15 protein-coding genes are annotated in these 15,040 nt (G+C 66.3%); 3 read left to right on the top strand and 12 right to left on the bottom strand.

Annotation, left to right across the window (positions count from 1 at the left end; genetic code table 11):
• Window positions 1-4 precede the first annotated feature (4 nt).
• Both EL272_RS06090 and EL272_RS06085 read left to right on the top strand, forming a co-directional pair.
• Window positions 5-817: an ATP-binding cassette domain-containing protein gene (locus EL272_RS06090; RefSeq protein WP_014846343.1), complete on the top strand. Its 813-nt coding sequence runs from the start codon at window positions 5-7 to the stop codon at window positions 815-817.
• Entirely contained in the window at window positions 804-1,409 is a 606-nt protein-coding gene (locus EL272_RS06085; RefSeq protein WP_061787065.1) for an ABC transporter ATP-binding protein, read from the top strand. The genes EL272_RS06090 and EL272_RS06085 overlap by 14 nt, the downstream gene beginning before the upstream one ends.
• Before the next feature lie 19 nt (window positions 1,410-1,428).
• Here EL272_RS06085 and coaD read toward each other — a convergent pair whose 3' ends face one another.
• The 5 genes from coaD to EL272_RS06060 form a co-directional block, all read right to left on the bottom strand.
• Window positions 1,429-1,908, bottom strand: a complete 480-nt coding sequence (gene coaD, locus EL272_RS06080; protein ID WP_014846341.1) for a pantetheine-phosphate adenylyltransferase — start codon at window positions 1,906-1,908, stop codon at window positions 1,429-1,431.
• Window positions 1,905-2,483 (bottom strand): RsmD family RNA methyltransferase, encoded by a 579-nt coding sequence (locus tag EL272_RS06075; protein ID WP_014846340.1) that lies wholly within the window; start codon window positions 2,481-2,483, stop codon window positions 1,905-1,907. The genes coaD and EL272_RS06075 overlap by 4 nt, the downstream gene beginning before the upstream one ends.
• Complete coding sequence (locus EL272_RS06070; protein WP_061787066.1) at window positions 2,480-4,690, bottom strand: ATP-dependent DNA helicase RecG; 2,211 nt, start codon at window positions 4,688-4,690, stop codon at window positions 2,480-2,482. The genes EL272_RS06075 and EL272_RS06070 overlap by 4 nt, the downstream gene beginning before the upstream one ends.
• A 76-nt stretch (window positions 4,691-4,766) precedes the next feature.
• A complete protein-coding gene (rpmB, locus tag EL272_RS06065; protein WP_014846338.1) occupies window positions 4,767-4,952 on the bottom strand; it encodes a 50S ribosomal protein L28 in 186 nt (61 codons plus the stop codon).
• Window positions 4,953-5,100: 148 nt separating this feature from the next.
• Window positions 5,101-6,807 carry a ribonuclease J gene (locus EL272_RS06060; protein ID WP_061787067.1) on the bottom strand — a complete coding sequence of 569 codons (1,707 nt, stop codon included), beginning with the start codon at window positions 6,805-6,807 and terminating at the stop codon, window positions 5,101-5,103.
• Between the two features lie 16 nt (window positions 6,808-6,823).
• Here EL272_RS06060 and EL272_RS06055 point away from each other — a divergent pair, with 16 nt between their 5' ends.
• Window positions 6,824-7,372, top strand: a complete 549-nt coding sequence (locus EL272_RS06055; protein WP_061787068.1) for a GNAT family N-acetyltransferase — start codon at window positions 6,824-6,826, stop codon at window positions 7,370-7,372.
• Between the two features lie 14 nt (window positions 7,373-7,386).
• Here EL272_RS06055 and dapB read toward each other — a convergent pair whose 3' ends face one another.
• The 7 genes from dapB to EL272_RS06020 form a co-directional block, all read right to left on the bottom strand.
• Window positions 7,387-8,127, bottom strand: a complete 741-nt coding sequence (dapB, locus tag EL272_RS06050; RefSeq protein WP_061787069.1) for a 4-hydroxy-tetrahydrodipicolinate reductase — start codon at window positions 8,125-8,127, stop codon at window positions 7,387-7,389.
• 100 nt (window positions 8,128-8,227) lie between these two features.
• The gene (locus EL272_RS06045; protein ID WP_014846334.1) at window positions 8,228-10,432 is read right to left on the bottom strand and encodes a polyribonucleotide nucleotidyltransferase; all 2,205 of its coding nucleotides are present in this window, start codon (window positions 10,430-10,432) and stop codon (window positions 8,228-8,230) included.
• 268 nt (window positions 10,433-10,700) lie between these two features.
• Window positions 10,701-10,964, bottom strand: a complete 264-nt coding sequence (rpsO, locus tag EL272_RS06040) for a 30S ribosomal protein S15 (protein WP_014846333.1) — start codon at window positions 10,962-10,964, stop codon at window positions 10,701-10,703.
• A gap of 133 nt (window positions 10,965-11,097) precedes the next feature.
• Entirely contained in the window at window positions 11,098-11,982 is an 885-nt protein-coding gene (locus tag EL272_RS06035; RefSeq protein ID WP_234028339.1) for a bifunctional riboflavin kinase/FAD synthetase, read from the bottom strand.
• A gap of 109 nt (window positions 11,983-12,091) precedes the next feature.
• A complete protein-coding gene (locus EL272_RS06030) occupies window positions 12,092-12,745 on the bottom strand; it encodes a LutC/YkgG family protein (protein WP_014846331.1) in 654 nt (217 codons plus the stop codon).
• Complete coding sequence (locus EL272_RS06025; protein WP_014846330.1) at window positions 12,742-14,232, bottom strand: LutB/LldF family L-lactate oxidation iron-sulfur protein; 1,491 nt, start codon at window positions 14,230-14,232, stop codon at window positions 12,742-12,744. Before EL272_RS06025 ends, EL272_RS06030 begins: the two co-directional genes overlap by 4 nt.
• Window positions 14,229-14,987 carry a (Fe-S)-binding protein gene (locus EL272_RS06020; protein WP_014846329.1) on the bottom strand — a complete coding sequence of 253 codons (759 nt, stop codon included), beginning with the start codon at window positions 14,985-14,987 and terminating at the stop codon, window positions 14,229-14,231. The genes EL272_RS06025 and EL272_RS06020 overlap by 4 nt, the downstream gene beginning before the upstream one ends.
• Window positions 14,988-15,040 lie beyond the last annotated feature (53 nt).

The following is a 15,040-nucleotide window of genomic DNA, read 5'->3' as shown; positions in this document are numbered from 1 at the left end:
ACAGATGTCGCTGCTCGAAGTACGCAACCTGTACGTCGGTTTCGCGATGTACCACACCTTCTACCGACGCCGGATCGGCTACGGGGTGGAGGACCTGACCCTGACCGCCGAGCCGGGCGAGATCCTCGGGATAGTGGGGGCCTCCGGATCGGGAAAGAGCCTGCTGGCCCACGCGATCATGGACCTGCTGCCGAGGAACGCCGTCAAGCACGGCGAGATCCTCTTCAAAGGTGAACCCGTCGCCGGGAAACGTGTTCTCGAACTCAGGCGGAAGAGCTTCGCGCTCGTCCCGCAGTCGATCAGCTTCCTCGACCCGCTGCTCAAGGTCAAACACCAGTTGCGGACGGGACCCACCCCTGACGAGGAGGAACTGGCGCACATCGCCGAACGCCTCGACCTGTCGCCGCGCGATCTGGAGAAGTATCCCTTCCAGTTGTCGGGAGGCATGGCCCGCCGGATCCTCTTGGCAACCGCGATCCTCAGCCCAGCGGAGCTGATAATCGCCGACGAGCCGACGCCGGGGCTGAGCGTGAAACTCGCGGAACAGCTGCTCGCGGATTTCAGGTCGCTCGCGGATCAGGGACGTTGCGTGCTCATCATCTCCCACGACGTTGACCTGATCAGTGCGGTCGCCGACCGGGTGGTCGTCCTGAACCGGGGAAGGTTGGTGGCCTGCATGCCGACCCGCGAGTTCACCCACCCCGACGATTTCGACCAGCCTCCCTACGTCAAGGCGTTGTGGAAGGCGTTGCCGCAGAACGAGTTCTGCACGGAAATCCCCGATTCCCGGGAGGAGCCGACACGTGCTGACAGCTGAACACATCACCTTCGGCTACCGTCACGGCCAGCCGATCCTGAACGACATCTCGGCCCGGCTCGAGCCCGGGCAGGTGCTGGGGCTGGTGGCACCGTCAGGGTTCGGGAAGAGCACCCTGGGCAAGATCATGGCCGGGTGGATCAACCGATTCCGGGGAACCGTCGCCCTGGACGGGGAACCGTTGCAGGCCCACCAGCCCTGCCGGGTGCAGTACATCAACCAGAACCCCGAGGTCAGCGTCAATCCCCGCTGGCGGATGGGTCGCATCCTGACCGAATGCTGGCCCGTTGACGAGGACACCAAACATCAGCTGGGCATCGAGGACGCCTGGCTGGGTCGTTTCCCGAGCGAACTCAGCGGGGGTGAGTTGCAGCGTTTCTGCATAGCACGGGTGCTGCACCCCGAACTCCGCTACCTGATCGCCGACGAGATGACGACGATGCTGGATCCCCTGACCCAGGCGCAGATCTGGACCGAGTTGACGGGGCTGACCCGGAAAAGGGGCATCGGGCTGCTCATGATCACCCACAATCCGGCGCTGGTGTCCCGGTTGTGCGATGACGCGATCCACCTGGACCGCCTGAACCCTTGAAAACGAGGGCCGGGCGGGGCTACCGCGCATCCCGCAGCCGGGCGGCGGCCTCGGCCACGCACGGCGGCACGTGGGGTGAGACGTCGCCGCCGAGTTTGATCACCTCCCGGGTGATGGTGCTGGAGAGGGTGACGTGCTGGGCCGCCGCTGGCAGCAGGACCGTCTCCAGGCCCGTCAGCGAATGGTTCATGTTGGCCAGCTGAAGCTCGAAGTCGAAATCGGCACCGAATCTCAGGCCCTTGACCACGGTGGTTATGCCGTGTTCCCTGGCGAAATCGACCAGCAACCCGTCCATCTCCTCCACGGTGACCCCGTCGAGGTGGGCGGTGGCTTCCCTCACCAGGCCGATGCGCTGTTCCCCGAACAGGTAACCGGCCTTCAGGCTGTTGCATCCAACAGCCACCAGCACCTCCCCGAACAGGTCGCGGGCCCGGGTGATGATGTTCAGGTGGCCGTTGGTGATGGGGTCGAAGGAGCCGGGACACAGCACCTTGGTCATGATTCTCCTGCCGGTTTCGTGGCTGCGAAGTAGAGGCTCGTCTCACCGTAGTCCCGGCGCCAGTCGTCGTCGAGCCCACCCGGCCACACCGGGGGGAGGCACCGTTTCGAGCGCTCAACCACCACGAGGGCCTGCGGGTTCAGCTTCCCGGGGGAAAACAGCGGGGCCAGGGTCCTGTCGAGGAGCGCCGAGTCCATCTCGTAGGGCGGATCCACGAAGACGAGATCCCAGGGTCCAGCGGGAATCCGCCCTTCAACTCTTCCGCCCCGCGCCTCGATGCGCAGCCCGGCCCGGCGGGCGTTGCCCGCGATCAGGTTCGAGGTGTGGGAGTCGACGGCCACCACCCGGGAAGCTCCCCGGCTGGCGGCCTCCAGCGCGACCGCTCCGGTTCCTGCATAGAGATCCAGCACCGCGACCCCCACCAGGTGTTTCTCCGCCGGTTCCCCGACGGTACCGAACCACGTGACGAGGGTGGAGAACAGCGCCTCCCGGACCCTGTCGCTGGTGGGGCGGGTTCCGCAGCGGGGCGCCGTCAGCTGCGTTCCCTTCGCGCGTCCCGCGATGATGCGCGTCATCCTTTTTCCAGCCATTCCCCGGCGGCGACCTGTTCTGCCTGGTCGATCATGTCGGCGAGCAGCGGATCCTCAGCGGCCCGGGAATCGGAAAGCACCTCGCCGGCCAGTTCCTTCGCCTGCTCGATGACCTTTCGATCCCCCAGCACCCGGAGCAGCTTCAGCGACGAGGCCCCGGACTGTGCCGCCCCCAGGACGTCTCCCTCGCGCCGCAGTTCCAGGTCCCGTTCCGCCAGTTCGAAACCGTCGGTGGAGGACACCAGAGCCTGGAGCCTGTCGACGGCGGTTAGGGTGTCCGGGGCGGGGGCCGCGAGCAGCAGGCACAGGCCGGGATGCCTGCCCCGCCCGATCCTTCCGCGGAGCTGGTGGAGCTGGGCGATTCCGAACCGGTCGGCGTCGAGAACAACCATCACGGAGGCGTTCGGGATGTCCACCCCTACCTCGATGACCGTGGTGGACACCAGCACGTCCAGTTCCCCGGCAGTGAATGCCCGCATGGTCCGGTCCCGCTCGGCGGTGGCCTGCCTGCCATGGACCATTCCGACGCGCAGCCCCTTCAGCGGGCCCTCGGCGAGCATGGGGGTGATCTCCGTCACCGCGCTCAACCCGGTCCCGGCCTCCAGGTCCCCTTCCGTTTTGTTGCCGGAGATGGCGGGGCAGACAACGAAGGCCTGGCGTCCCTGCGCCACCTCCTCGCGGATGCGTTCCCAGGCCCGGTCCACCCAGTGCGGGTTGCGGGCGGTGTCCACGAAAACGGTCTTCACCTCCGCGCGTCCCGCGGGGCGGTCCCGCAGCTCAATGGTTTCCAGGTCGCCGAAGACCGTCATGGCCACCGAGCGGGGAATGGGGGTGGCGGTCATCACCAGCGTGTGGGGTTGGTGCTCGGACTTCGCCGCCAGCGCGGCTCGCTGCTCCACTCCGAAACGGTGTTGCTCATCCACCACCACGAAACCAAGATCCGCGAATCCGACGTCCTCCGACAACAACGCATGGGTGCCGATGACGATTCCCGCTTCCCCGGACGCAACGGTCTCCCGCGCCCGGCGGCGGTTGGCGGCGGTGAGACCTCCCGTCAACAGCGCCACCTGCGTGGCGTGCGGGTGGGCCTCCAGGGTTCCGGCCACCCCGAGCCCACCGAGCAGCGAGGTGATGGATGCGTGATGCTGCTTGGCCAGCACCTCGGTGGGGGCCAGCAGCGCCGCCTGGCCTCCCGCATCGACGACCGCGAGCATGGCGCGCAGGGCCACGAGGGTCTTTCCCGAACCGACCTCCCCCTGCAGCAGGCGATGCATCGGGCGTTCACTGGCCAGCTCCTCGAAAAGGGTCTCCCCCACTTCTTCCTGACCGGCGGTCAACCGGTACGGCAGGGAGGCGTCGAAGGCGGAGAGGATCCCATCGTCGCGGCGGGGCCTGGGCGTGGTGGTGCGCCCGGCCAGAGCGGCCCTGCGCGCGGCCATGGCCAGTTGCATCCCGAATGCCTCGTCGAACTTCAACCGGGCGATTCCGCGTTTCGCATCGAACACGTTGACGGGTTCGTGAACCTCACGCAGGGCGTCCGGGAGGCCGATCACCCCTGCACGTTCCACCACCCAGCCGGGCAGCGTGTCTCCCAGCGGCAACACATGGGGCAGAGCGAGCGCTATCGCGTCTGCGATCTTCCAGGTGACCATCTTCGCGGTGGCCGGGTAGAGACCCACCAGCCGGGCCCGCTGGATCACCTTGACCATCGTGGCCTTCGCGGTGGCCTTGCGGCCCGTGATTGCGCCGAACTCGTCGATGATGACGTAGTCGGGATGGGTGAGCTGAAGCTGCCCCCTGAACTCCCCCACCTTGCCGACGAAAATGCCGCGGGCGCCCGGGACGAGCTGACCGACCCAGTACTTCGCGTAGTTCGGGCGTTTGTCGGGAACGAAGAAGGCCGCTTGCAGCTCCCCGTGGCCGTCGGTCAGCACGGTCGCCACCCGGGTGGTGCGACCGTCCACGATCCTGGTGGCCACCACTCTGGCGACAACCGCGACATCCTCACCGGGACGCAGGGTCCGGAAGTCGCTCATCTCGGTGCCTGAGAGATACCGGCGCGGCACGTGTCTCAGAAGATCACCCAGGGTGAACAGTCCGAGCCTGGCCAGCTCCGAGGCGGAATCCGCGCCTACGATGTCACGCAATCCGCGATTCAACTCGCGATGGATCGGGGTCCGGAATCGGCTCATGGGGCGAGCCTACCGAGGGGAACCGACGAAAAACGGCTCGCGGCCCCAGCCGCGAGCCGTTGCCCGGACCCCTCGTTCAGCGGGTGACCTTGCCTGCCTTGAGGCAGGAGGTGCACACGTTGAGGCGCTTGGGGGCACCGTTGACGGTCGCGCGAACACGCTGGATGTTCGGGCTCCAGCGACGGTTGGTCTTCTTCTTCGACCAAGGCACGTTGTGACCGAAGCCGGGTCCCTTGGCGCAGATATCACAGACGGCAGCCACTGGAATCTCCTTGTTGCTTGGGCCAGACGCGCCAAAGCAACGCCTGGTTCGATCATTGGGTTCGCCCGCCGAAGCGGGCAACCGGTAGATGATAACCCGATACGCCACCAATCCTCAACCCGTGTTTCCCGGAGCGCATTCCCTACCCTCAGGTGGCGACCACCACGGGCACGATCATTGGGCGACGCCGCAGCCTCCTCGACACCCAGGCTCCAATGGTGCGACGGATCACCTGCTGCAGGCGGTAAACGTCATCCACGCCGTCGTCCAGGGCCTGCTGAAGGTCGGCTAGGATCTGCTCCCGGACCGCATCGAAGACCGACGGGTCCTCCGCGAAACCCCTCGCGTTGATGTCCAGGGCGCCGATGACGGACCTGGTGTGGAGGTTGACCACTGCCACCACGGAGATGAATCCCTCCTCACCGAGGATGAGCCGGTCGCTGATCGATTCGGTGATGTCACCCACGATCGAGCCGTCCACGAAGATGTAGGAGGCGTCGACGCGCCCGACCTTGCGGGCCCGGCCGTCCACCAGGTCAACCACGTCACCGTCCTCGCACACCACGGCGTTCTCCGCCGGGACCCCGGTGGAGATCGCGAGTTTCGCGTTGGCGATCAGGTGCCGGATCTCGCCGTGCACCGGCATGACGTTGCGCGGTTTCAGGATGTTGTAGCAGTACAGCAGTTCACCGGCCGAGGCGTGACCGGAGACGTGGACGAAGGCGTTGCCCTTGTGCACCACCTGCGCCCCAAGTTTCGTCAACCCGTTGATGACCCGGTAGACGGAGTTCTCGTTCCCGGGGATCAGGGAACTCGCCAGCAGGACGATGTCACCGGGGCCCAGTTCGATGACGGGGTGTTCCCGGTTCGCGATCCGGCTCAGCGCGGCGAGCGGTTCGCCCTGGGAACCGGTGGAGATGATCACCACCTCGTCGTCGCGGTATTTATCGATGTCCTTCATCTCGATCAGGACGTTCGCCGGGACGTGCAGGTATCCGAGGTCCCGGGCGGTGGCCATGTTGCGCACCATGGAACGTCCGACATAGGCCACCTTGCGGCCGTGCTTGACGGCCAGGTTGAGCACCTGCTGCACGCGGTGCACGTGGGAGGCGAAACACGCGACGATCAGTTTCCTTTCCGCCTGGTCGAACACGCGAGCGATGGAGGGTTCGATGTCCTTCTCCAAGGGTGTGAATCCCGGGGTCTCCGCGTTGGTGGAGTCGGGCATGAACAGGTCCACCCCCTCGTCCGCGAGACGCGCGAAACCACGCAGGTCGGTGATGCGCCCGTCGAGGGGAAGCTGGTCCATCTTGAAATCCCCGGTGTGCAGGACCGTGCCCGCCGAGGTGCGCAGGGCAACCGCCAAGCCGTCGGGAATGGAGTGGTTGACCGCGAAGAACTCGAGCCCGAAATTCCCCACCCGGTGCTGTTCGCCCTCCTTCACCTCTATCAACCGGTAACCACGGATGCGGTGCTCCTTCAGTTTGCTGGCCACCAGGGCGAGGGTCAGCTTGGAACCGTAAACGGGAATGTCGGCCCGTTGCTTGAGCAGATAAGGCACGGCACCTATGTGGTCCTCGTGGCCGTGGGTGAGCACCAGGGCGCGGATGTCGCTGAGACGATCCGACAGCAGGTCCAGGGCGGGCAGGATGAGGTCGACGCCGGGGTGGCGGTCCTCGGGAAAGAGCACACCGCAATCGACCAGAACCATTTCGCCATCGATCTCGAAGGATGCGCTGTTCCGGCCCACGTCGCCGAGTCCCCCCAAAGGTGTGACACGAAGGGTTCCGGGTTGCAGGGGCGGAGGCGTACGCAGTTCACTCACCCGCAAAAGGCTAGTGCAAACAGCCGCCATCACTACACTGACAGACATGCCCATTCCCGACTCCGTGCGTCTCGCCATGCCCGTCGAGGCGGTGGACATAGCCAGGCTCCAGCGGAAGTCCTGGTCCCGGCAACCCGGCATGGCGGCGGCGCTCGCGGCCATTCCCGCGGATCAGGCGGTGCGCACCTGGCACGAGGCCATCGTCAAACCCCCGCTCGCCCACTGCCGGGTGCTGGTGGCCCTCTCCCGGGGACGGGTGGTGGGTTTCGTGGTGACCGGGCCGAGCAACGACCCGGACGCCGAGGTGACCGACGGTATGGTCGCCGAGTTCGTCACTGATGCGGACGTGCTCGACGACCACGCCTCGCGCCTGGTGAACGCCGCGGTGGACACGCTGCGCGCCGACGGCTACGAGACCGCCACCTGGTGGGTCCGCAGCGACGACGACGCCCTGCGTGGTTTCCTGATCGAGTGCGGCTGGGCAGCGGATGGCGCCCACCGAAGCCTCGGGACCGAGGACGGGGCGGAGACCGTCAAGCAGGTCAGGTTGATGACCCGGATCACGGATCGGGGCCCCGCCACGGACGCCGGCTGATCCACGGGCCCCTCTCAGAGGCCGATGATCGTTTCGATTCCCTCGGTCAGACCCGGGTGATCGATCACCCACCACACCCCGGCCAGCACTCCCGGCATGAAACTGGCACGGTCGAAGCTGTCGTGCCGGATGGTGAGCGTCTCACCGTGGGTGCCGAACAGCACCTCCTGGTGGGCGACGAGCCCCTGCAGCCGCACCCCGTGGATGTGGATGCCGTCGACGACGGCACCGCGGGCCCCGGCGTCGTGCACCGTAGCGTCCGGGACCGGCCCCATGCCTGCGGCGGCCCGGGCGGCCGCGATCTTCCCAGCCGTGGTAGCGGAGGTTCCCGACGGGGCGTCCGCCTTGTTTGGGTGGTGCAGTTCGACGATCTCGGCGCTCGGATAGAACGGAGCCGCCTTCGCGGCGAACTGCATCATGAGAACCGCTCCGATGGAAAAGTTCGAGGCGACCAGTACCCCCACCCCCGGGTTGGCCGCGCACAACTCCCGGACCCGCGCGAGTCTTTCCTCGTTGAACCCGGTGGTGCCGATCACCATGTTGATTCCCCGCGGAACGCACCATTCGATGTTGTCCATCACCGCGTCGGGATGGGTGAAGTCCACCGCCACGGCCGCGTCCCCGATCCGCTCCCGTGGTTCACCGAGATCGGCTCCCCCGGTGACCTCCATGTCCTCGGCGGCCGTCACCGCACGGCGCACCTCGCTGCCCATCTTCCCGCCGATACCGAAGATACCAACCCCAAGAGTGCTCATCCTCAACTCCTTTTCGTCTTTGTCCATCAGTTCTACCCAACCGGTGAAACCCGAAGGGGCCGACCCGCAGAACGGATCGGCCCCTTACCGGCTTCGCGGTTCAGGCCTCGTCGGCCTCGGCTTCCTCCTCGAGCACGGGGATCAGGCTCAGCTTTCCGCGGTCGTCGATCTCGGAGATCTCCACCTGGAGCTTCTGCCCCACGGAGACCACGTCCTCGACATCCTCGACGCGTTTGCCGCCGGCCAGCGCCCGCAGCTTGCTGATGTGCAGCAGGCCGTCCTTGCCGGGCAGCAGGGAGACGAAGGCACCGAAGGTGGTGATCTTCACGACGGTGCCGATGAAACGTTCGCCCTTCTCCGGCATGTGCGGGTTGGCGATGGCGTTGATGGCGGAAACCGCGGCCTCCGAGGCTTCCCCGGTCTCGGCTCCCACGTAGATGGTGCCGTCGTCCTCGATGGTGATGTTGGCGCCGGTGTCGTCCTGGATCTGGTTGATGACCTTGCCCTTGGGGCCGATGACCTCACCGATCTTGTCGACGGGGATGCGCAGCGTGACGATCCGGGGAGCGTACGGGCTCATCTCGTCGGGGACATCGATGGCCTCGCCCATCACCTCGAGCAGGGTGTGCCGGGCCTCGCGGGCTTGCAGCAGCGCCTTCTGCAACTCCACGGCGGGGATGCCGTTCAGCTTGGTGTCGAGTTGGAGGGCCGTGACGAAATCACGGGTGCCGGCCACCTTGAAGTCCATGTCACCGAGGGCGTCCTCGGCCCCCAGGATGTCGGTGAGCGCCACGTAGCGGGTCTCACCGTCGATCTCCTCGCTCATCAACCCCATGGCGATGCCCGCGACGGGAGCCTTCAGCGGCACGCCCGCGTTCAGCAGGGCCAGGGTGGATGCGCACACCGACCCCATCGAGGTGGAACCATTCGAACCGATGGCCTCGGAGACCTGGCGGATCGCGTAGGGGAACTCCTCCCGGGTGGGCAGCACCGGAACGATGGCGCGTTCCGCAAGCGCCCCGTGGCCGATCTCGCGGCGTTTCGGGGAACCGACGCGCCCAGTCTCACCGGTGGAGAACGGCGGGAAGTTGTAGTTGTGCATGTACCGCTTGGTCGACTCCGGGGAGAGGGTGTCGATCTTCTGCTCCATGTCCAGCATGTTCAGGGTGGAGACCCCCAGGATCTGGGTCTCACCACGCTGGAACAGCGCCGAACCGTGGACGCGCGGGATCACCGCGACCTCGGCGGACAGGGTGCGGATGTCGCGCGTGCCCCGGCCGTCGATGCGCACACCCTCGGTCAGGGTGCGGTGACGGACGATCTTCTTGGTCAGCGACTTCAGGGCGGCCGCGATCTCGTTGCCGCGCCCCTCGAAACGCTCAGCGAGGGCCTCGGTGACGTCCTGTCGGATGGCGTGGGTGGCGTCGTCGCGGTCCTGTTTACCCGGGATCCGCATCGCCTCGGAGACCCGGTCGGTGGCCAGCTCCTCGACGGCGGCGTAGACGTCGTCCTCGTAGTCGCGGAAGACGGGGAAGTCGAAGGTTTCCTTGGGCAGCTTCGCCTTCAGCTCGGACTGGGCGTCACACAGGGTCTTGATGAAGGGTTTCGCGGCCTCCAGGCCCTGCCCGACGACCTCCTCGGTGGGGGCGGTCCTGCCAGAACGCACGTTCTCCCAGGTGGATTCGGTGCCACCGGCCTCGACCATCATGATCGCGACGTCCCCGTCGGGCAGGACACGCCCGGCGACGACCATCTGGAACGAGGACCTGGTGACCTGCTCGACGGTCGGGAAACACACCCAGGTCTCGTCGATCAGGGCGACGCGAACCCCACCGATGGGACCGGAGAACGGCAACCCGGCCAGGGTGGTGGCCATGGATGCGGCGTTGATCGCGACCACGTCGTAGTAGTGGGCCGGGTTGAGGGAGAGGACGTCGACGATCACCTGCACCTCGTTGCGCAGCCCCTTCACGAAGGCCGGGCGCAACGGGCGGTCGATCAGTCGGGCGGCCAGAATGGCGCCCTCCCCGGGGCGTCCCTCGCGGCGGAAGAAGGAACCGGGGATGCGTCCCGCGGCGTACATCCGCTCCTCGATGTCAACGGTGAGCGGGAAGAAGTCGATGGCGTCCCGCGGAGTCTTCGCCGCGGTGGTGGCGGCCAGCAGCATGGTGTCGCCGTCGAGATAGACCGCGGCCGAACCGTCCGCCTGCTGGGCGAGGATGCCGGATTCGAAACGGATGGTGTGTCGGCCGTACTTGCCGTTGTCGATGACGGCTTCGGAGAATTCGAGACCAGGTCCTTCCATGGACAAAGCTGGCTCCTTTCGGTGGGTTGGCTGCCCGCAGGGCGCGGCACGCCGCCAGTGCCACCGGTCTTCGATCGAGACCCGCGGGGCTACAACTACCCGAAGGTCACTACCGAGGACCAGGTGAGACCCCCTGGCAGGCAGGAAATACGTTGTGGTGATTGAGTTTTGCGCCAATCCTACCGGCTGGGTTCCGGACAGGCGCGGAGGACAGCCCCGCGTGTACGGGGCTGTCCTCCGATTCAGATCGTGTGAATGACGACGCCGGTCAGCGACGCAGGCCGAGTCTCGCGATGAGTTCGCGGTAGTGCTCGATGTCCTGGCGGGCGACGTAGTTGAGCAGACGGCGGCGCTGGCCGACCATCAGCATCAGGCCGCGACGGCTGTGGTGATCCCCCTTGTGGACCTTGAGGTGCTCAGTCAGGTGAGCGATCCGCTTGGTCAGCAGAGCGATCTGCACATCCGGCGAACCGGTGTCGCCCGGCTTCGTGGCGTACTCCTCGATGATCCTTGTCTTCTCGGCAGCATCCATGTCTGGACTCCTTCCGGTTCGCTGCACGGCGCCCCGGTGGCGGGTGCGGTTGGGGCTCTTGTTGGTCCGTGGCCGATCGACGGCAACTGTGGGACCCTACCACCGGTCCTACCGGGAAACCAAACCCGTCGAATCAACTCCGCCGGGTGAGGATGCGGCGGCAGTTCTCGATGTCCTGGTTCATCTGGGCGATCAGGCCCTCGACGCCCTCGAAACGCACCTGCCCGCGCAGCCTCTCCACGAAGTCGACATCAATCTGGGCCCCGTACAGCTCCAGGTCGTTGCGGTCCAGCACGTTGCTTTCGACCCGCCGGTCCGCCCCATCGAAGGTCGGGTTGGACCCCACGGAGATGGCTGCGGGCATCGGCTTCCCCCCGGCCGGTGTCAACCACCCTGCGTAAACCCCGTCCGCGGGAACAGCCAGTTCCGTGGGAACGACCAGATTCGCGGTCGGGAACCCGAGTTCGCGTCCCCGCTGATCCCCCACCACCACGACACCGCTGAACCTGAAGTCGCGGCCCAGGTGCTGTGAAGCCAGCCGCACGTCACCATGGTCCAGGGCTTCTCGGATGAGGGTGGAGCACGTGGTCCGGGCATTGACGGCCGACAGTTCGAGTGTCCGCACTTCGAAACGCCCCGCGGCCAGTTCCCCGAGGGTCCCGACGTCCCCCGATGCGCGATGCCCGAAGCGGAAGTTCTCTCCCACCACGACCACCCGAGGGGCGAGCGGCACGACGAAACGCTCGACGAACTCGGCGGGGCTCATGGCCGCCACCTTCTTGTCGAAACGCACCACCCTCACCTCGCGGGCCCCTGCTTGTTTGAGCAGGTCGATCCGGGTGGGCAGGTCGCTCAACAGGCGTGGGGCGTGTTCCGGCGCCAGCACCGACAACGGATGGGGCCAGAAGGTTATGACCGCGAGTTCGCCATCGCCCCGCTCGGCCTGCAGCACGCGTTGATGCCCGAGATGCACTCCGTCGAAGTTGCCGATGGCCACTACCCTGGTTCCGCTGTTCACGACGGACAAGGTTAGCGACGGGCGGCGCGGTGCGCATCCGCCGGACGAGCGACCACCCGGTACCGGCCCCGTCGCCGGGCCCGGTACCGGGTGGTCGTGTTCCTGGTCGTCAGTCCTCTTCGAGGATCACGAACAGCTTCCGGGGGCCGTGCACGCCCTCCACGCGAGACAATTCGATGTCACTGGTTGCGGAGCCACCGCTGATCCAGGTGATGGGTCGTCCGGCCTGTACCGATGCCTTGAGCCGGTGCACCGCCTCCGGCACGTCGGAGACGACGCTGTCGGCGGTGACCACGCACACGTGGCGGTCGGGCACCAAGGTCAGGGCGCGCCGCCCCTGGTCCTCGGCGTGATCCAGGCAGATGGTGCCCGTCTCGGCCATCGACACCCGCGACCCCGTGAGGACCGCGTCGATGGAGTTCAACTGCTGGTGGCTGAGGTTCTCGTCGCGAATCACCTCGAGACCACCCGCGGTCACCGCGTTCACCCAGGCCGTGGGCGCCCCGTCGGGCACGACCACGGTCTGCGCGCCGAGTTCCTTCAGGGCGGCGACGATCGCATCCCCGGTCGCGGTCGCCGGGGTGCGCACGATCTTGGCCTTGTAGTCGAGGATGTTCTCCACGAAGGTGTCAAGCACGTCATCCAGCGGGGTTGGCTGGTTGTAGGCCCACGTGATGGGCACGTCCTTGGCGGGGTCCTTCTCCTGGATGTCCTCGGTTGCGGCCCGGACACGGGCCAGGATGTCGTCGCGAGCGCTGCTCACTTGGAGGCCTCCTCTTTCTCTCGCTTGGCCCACCACTTCCGGAATGATTCCTTCGGCGGCACCGGCAGGTCACGGGACCGGCTCCAGGCGGATGCCGGGAACGGCATCGGACCGAAATGGGTGCGTTTCTTGAAGATCCGACCCGCCAGGCGGGAGAAGAACTGCACGAACGCGAGGTTGCGGCCGCGGGCCATGACCCAACCCACCAACTTGAAGATGACGGACTCGATGGTGGGACGGTGCGCGGTCTTCTTCTGCACCACCTTGTTGCGCATGTGCACCAGGATGTCCGAGATCGGGATCTTGACGGGGCACACGTCGTTGCAGGCCCCGCAGAGACTGGAGGCGTACGGCAGTGACTTGTCGACCTTCGACGCGACCCCTCGCAGCTGCGGGGTCAGGATGGCGCCGATCGGCCCGGGGTAGACGGAGCCGTAGGTGTGGCCGCCGACCCGCTCGTAGACGGGACACACGTTCATGCAGGCGGAGCAGCGGATGCAGCGCAGCGCCTCGCGACCGACCGGGTCGGACAGCACCTTCGTGCGGCCGTTGTCCAGCAGGACGACGTGCAGGTCCTGGGGTCCGTCACCGGGGGTGACGCCGGTCCAGATGGAGGTGTACGGGTTCATCCGCTCCCCCGTGGAGCTTCGGGGCAGCAACCGCAGGAAGACCTCGAGGTCCTCCCAGGTGGGCACCAGTTTCTCGATGCCGACCACGGAGATGAGGGTCTCGGGCAGGGTCAGGCACATGCGCCCGTTGCCCTCGGATTCGACGATCACGAGGGAACCGGTTTCCGCAACGATGAAGTTGCCACCGGAGACCGCCACCTTGGCGCGCAGGAACTTCTCACGCAGGTGGATGCGGGCCGCACCGGCGAGTTCCGGCGGGTTGTCGCTGATGCCGTCGGGAGCGGGAGCACCCCACAGCCCCATCTCCTCCTTGAAGATCTCCCGGACCTCCGAGCGGTTCCGGTGGATGGCGGGAACGAGGATGTGGGAGGGACGGTCGTGACCGAGCTGGACGATGAGCTCGGCGAGGTCGGTCTCCCACGCCGCGATCCCGGCGTCCTCAAGGGCCTCGTTGAGGTCAATCTCCTGGGTGGCCATCGACTTGATCTTCACGACCTCGTTGGTGCCCTTGGAACGGGCGAGGTCGATCACGATCTTGTTGGCCTCCTCGGCGTTCCGGGCCCAGTGGACGGTTATCCCGGCGGCGGTCATGGCCTTCTCGGCCTGGATGAGGTACTGATCCAGGTGCCGCCCGAGACGATTCTTGATCTGTTCACCAGCAACCCTCAGCTCCTCCCAGTTCCTCACCTCGGAGGCGCGGATGGCCCGCTTGCTGCGGATCACGGTGGTGGCGTGCTTGAGGTTCCGGCGAAGCTGCTGATTGTGCAAGGCTCCCTTGGCCGCCTTGGGGAAGGCGGGCATCCCGAGGTAGGTGCCTGTGGGGGGAGCCGGGGTCAGGCGTTCGCGTGTGGCGGTCATGCTGCGGCCTCCTCGGTGTGGGCCAAGATCTCGGCCAGGTGGATGGTTTTCACGCCCATGTTCATGCGGTGCATGATTCCGCCGATGTGCATCAGGCAGGCGTTGTCGCCGGTGACGAGATACTCGGCCCCGGTCGACATCACGTTGCGTGCCTTGTCGGCACCCATCGCCACGGACACGTCGGAGTTCTTGACACAGAAGGTGCCACCGAAACCGCAGCACTGGTCGGAGTCGGGCAACGGCACCAGGTCGATGCCCCGCACGGCCTTCAGCAGCTTGTAGGGCCGGTCACCCACGTGAGCGACACGCACGGAGTGGCAGGTGGGGTGGTAGGTGACGCGATGCGGGAAGTAGGCCCCGACATCCGTCAGCCCCAGCACGTCGACGAGGAACTCGGTGAAATCGTAGGTGCGTTTCACCAGTTCCTCGGAAGCCGCCTTGAGGCTCTTGTCCCCGACGTGTTCGGCCAGCATCGGGTGCTGGTGCCGTACCGCGCCGATGCAAGACCCGGAGGGGCCGACGACGTAGTCGTAGTCCTCGAAGGCCCGCACGTAGCTCTTGACGGTCGGCACGGCCTCCTTGAAGTATCCGGTGTTGGTCAGCATCTGGCCGCAGCAGGTCTGCTCCTTGGGGAACACCACCTTGCAGCCCAGTCGTTCCAGCACCTTGACCACCGCGATGGGGGTGCCTGGAAACATGGTGTCGTTTATGCAGGTGGCGAACAACGCCACCGTCTTACCCGTTCCGGGTGCCATATCTCTCTCCTTCAAACAGATGAGGCATTCCTGTGGTTGGCCGACCCTGCCAC

The organism is Arachnia propionica, assembly GCF_900637725.1.
In the GTDB taxonomy this organism is placed as follows: domain Bacteria; phylum Actinomycetota; class Actinomycetes; order Propionibacteriales; family Propionibacteriaceae; genus Arachnia; species Arachnia propionica.
Note: the sequence above shows the minus strand (reverse complement) of the source record. Positions and strands in the feature narration are given on the sequence as shown.

What these genes read in the sequence shown, in the direction of transcription:
- EL272_RS06090 (WP_014846343.1), top strand. Translation starts at nt 5, where the DNA reads ATGTCGCTGCTCGAAGTACGCAACCTGTACGTCGGTTTCGCGATGTAC.
- coaD (WP_014846341.1), bottom strand. Translation starts at nt 1,908, where the DNA reads ATGACCAAGGTGCTGTGTCCCGGCTCCTTCGACCCCATCACCAACGGC.
- EL272_RS06075 (WP_014846340.1), bottom strand. Translation starts at nt 2,483, where the DNA reads ATGACGCGCATCATCGCGGGACGCGCGAAGGGAACGCAGCTGACGGCG.
- EL272_RS06070 (WP_061787066.1), bottom strand. Translation starts at nt 4,690, where the DNA reads ATGAGCCGATTCCGGACCCCGATCCATCGCGAGTTGAATCGCGGATTG.
- EL272_RS06060 (WP_061787067.1), bottom strand. Translation starts at nt 6,807, where the DNA reads ATGGCGGCTGTTTGCACTAGCCTTTTGCGGGTGAGTGAACTGCGTACG.
- EL272_RS06055 (WP_061787068.1), top strand. Translation starts at nt 6,824, where the DNA reads ATGCCCATTCCCGACTCCGTGCGTCTCGCCATGCCCGTCGAGGCGGTG.
- dapB (WP_061787069.1), bottom strand. Translation starts at nt 8,127, where the DNA reads ATGAGCACTCTTGGGGTTGGTATCTTCGGTATCGGCGGGAAGATGGGC.
- EL272_RS06045 (WP_014846334.1), bottom strand. Translation starts at nt 10,432, where the DNA reads ATGGAAGGACCTGGTCTCGAATTCTCCGAAGCCGTCATCGACAACGGC.
- rpsO (WP_014846333.1), bottom strand. Translation starts at nt 10,964, where the DNA reads ATGGATGCTGCCGAGAAGACAAGGATCATCGAGGAGTACGCCACGAAG.
- EL272_RS06025 (WP_014846330.1), bottom strand. Translation starts at nt 14,232, where the DNA reads ATGACCGCCACACGCGAACGCCTGACCCCGGCTCCCCCCACAGGCACC.
- EL272_RS06020 (WP_014846329.1), bottom strand. Translation starts at nt 14,987, where the DNA reads ATGGCACCCGGAACGGGTAAGACGGTGGCGTTGTTCGCCACCTGCATA.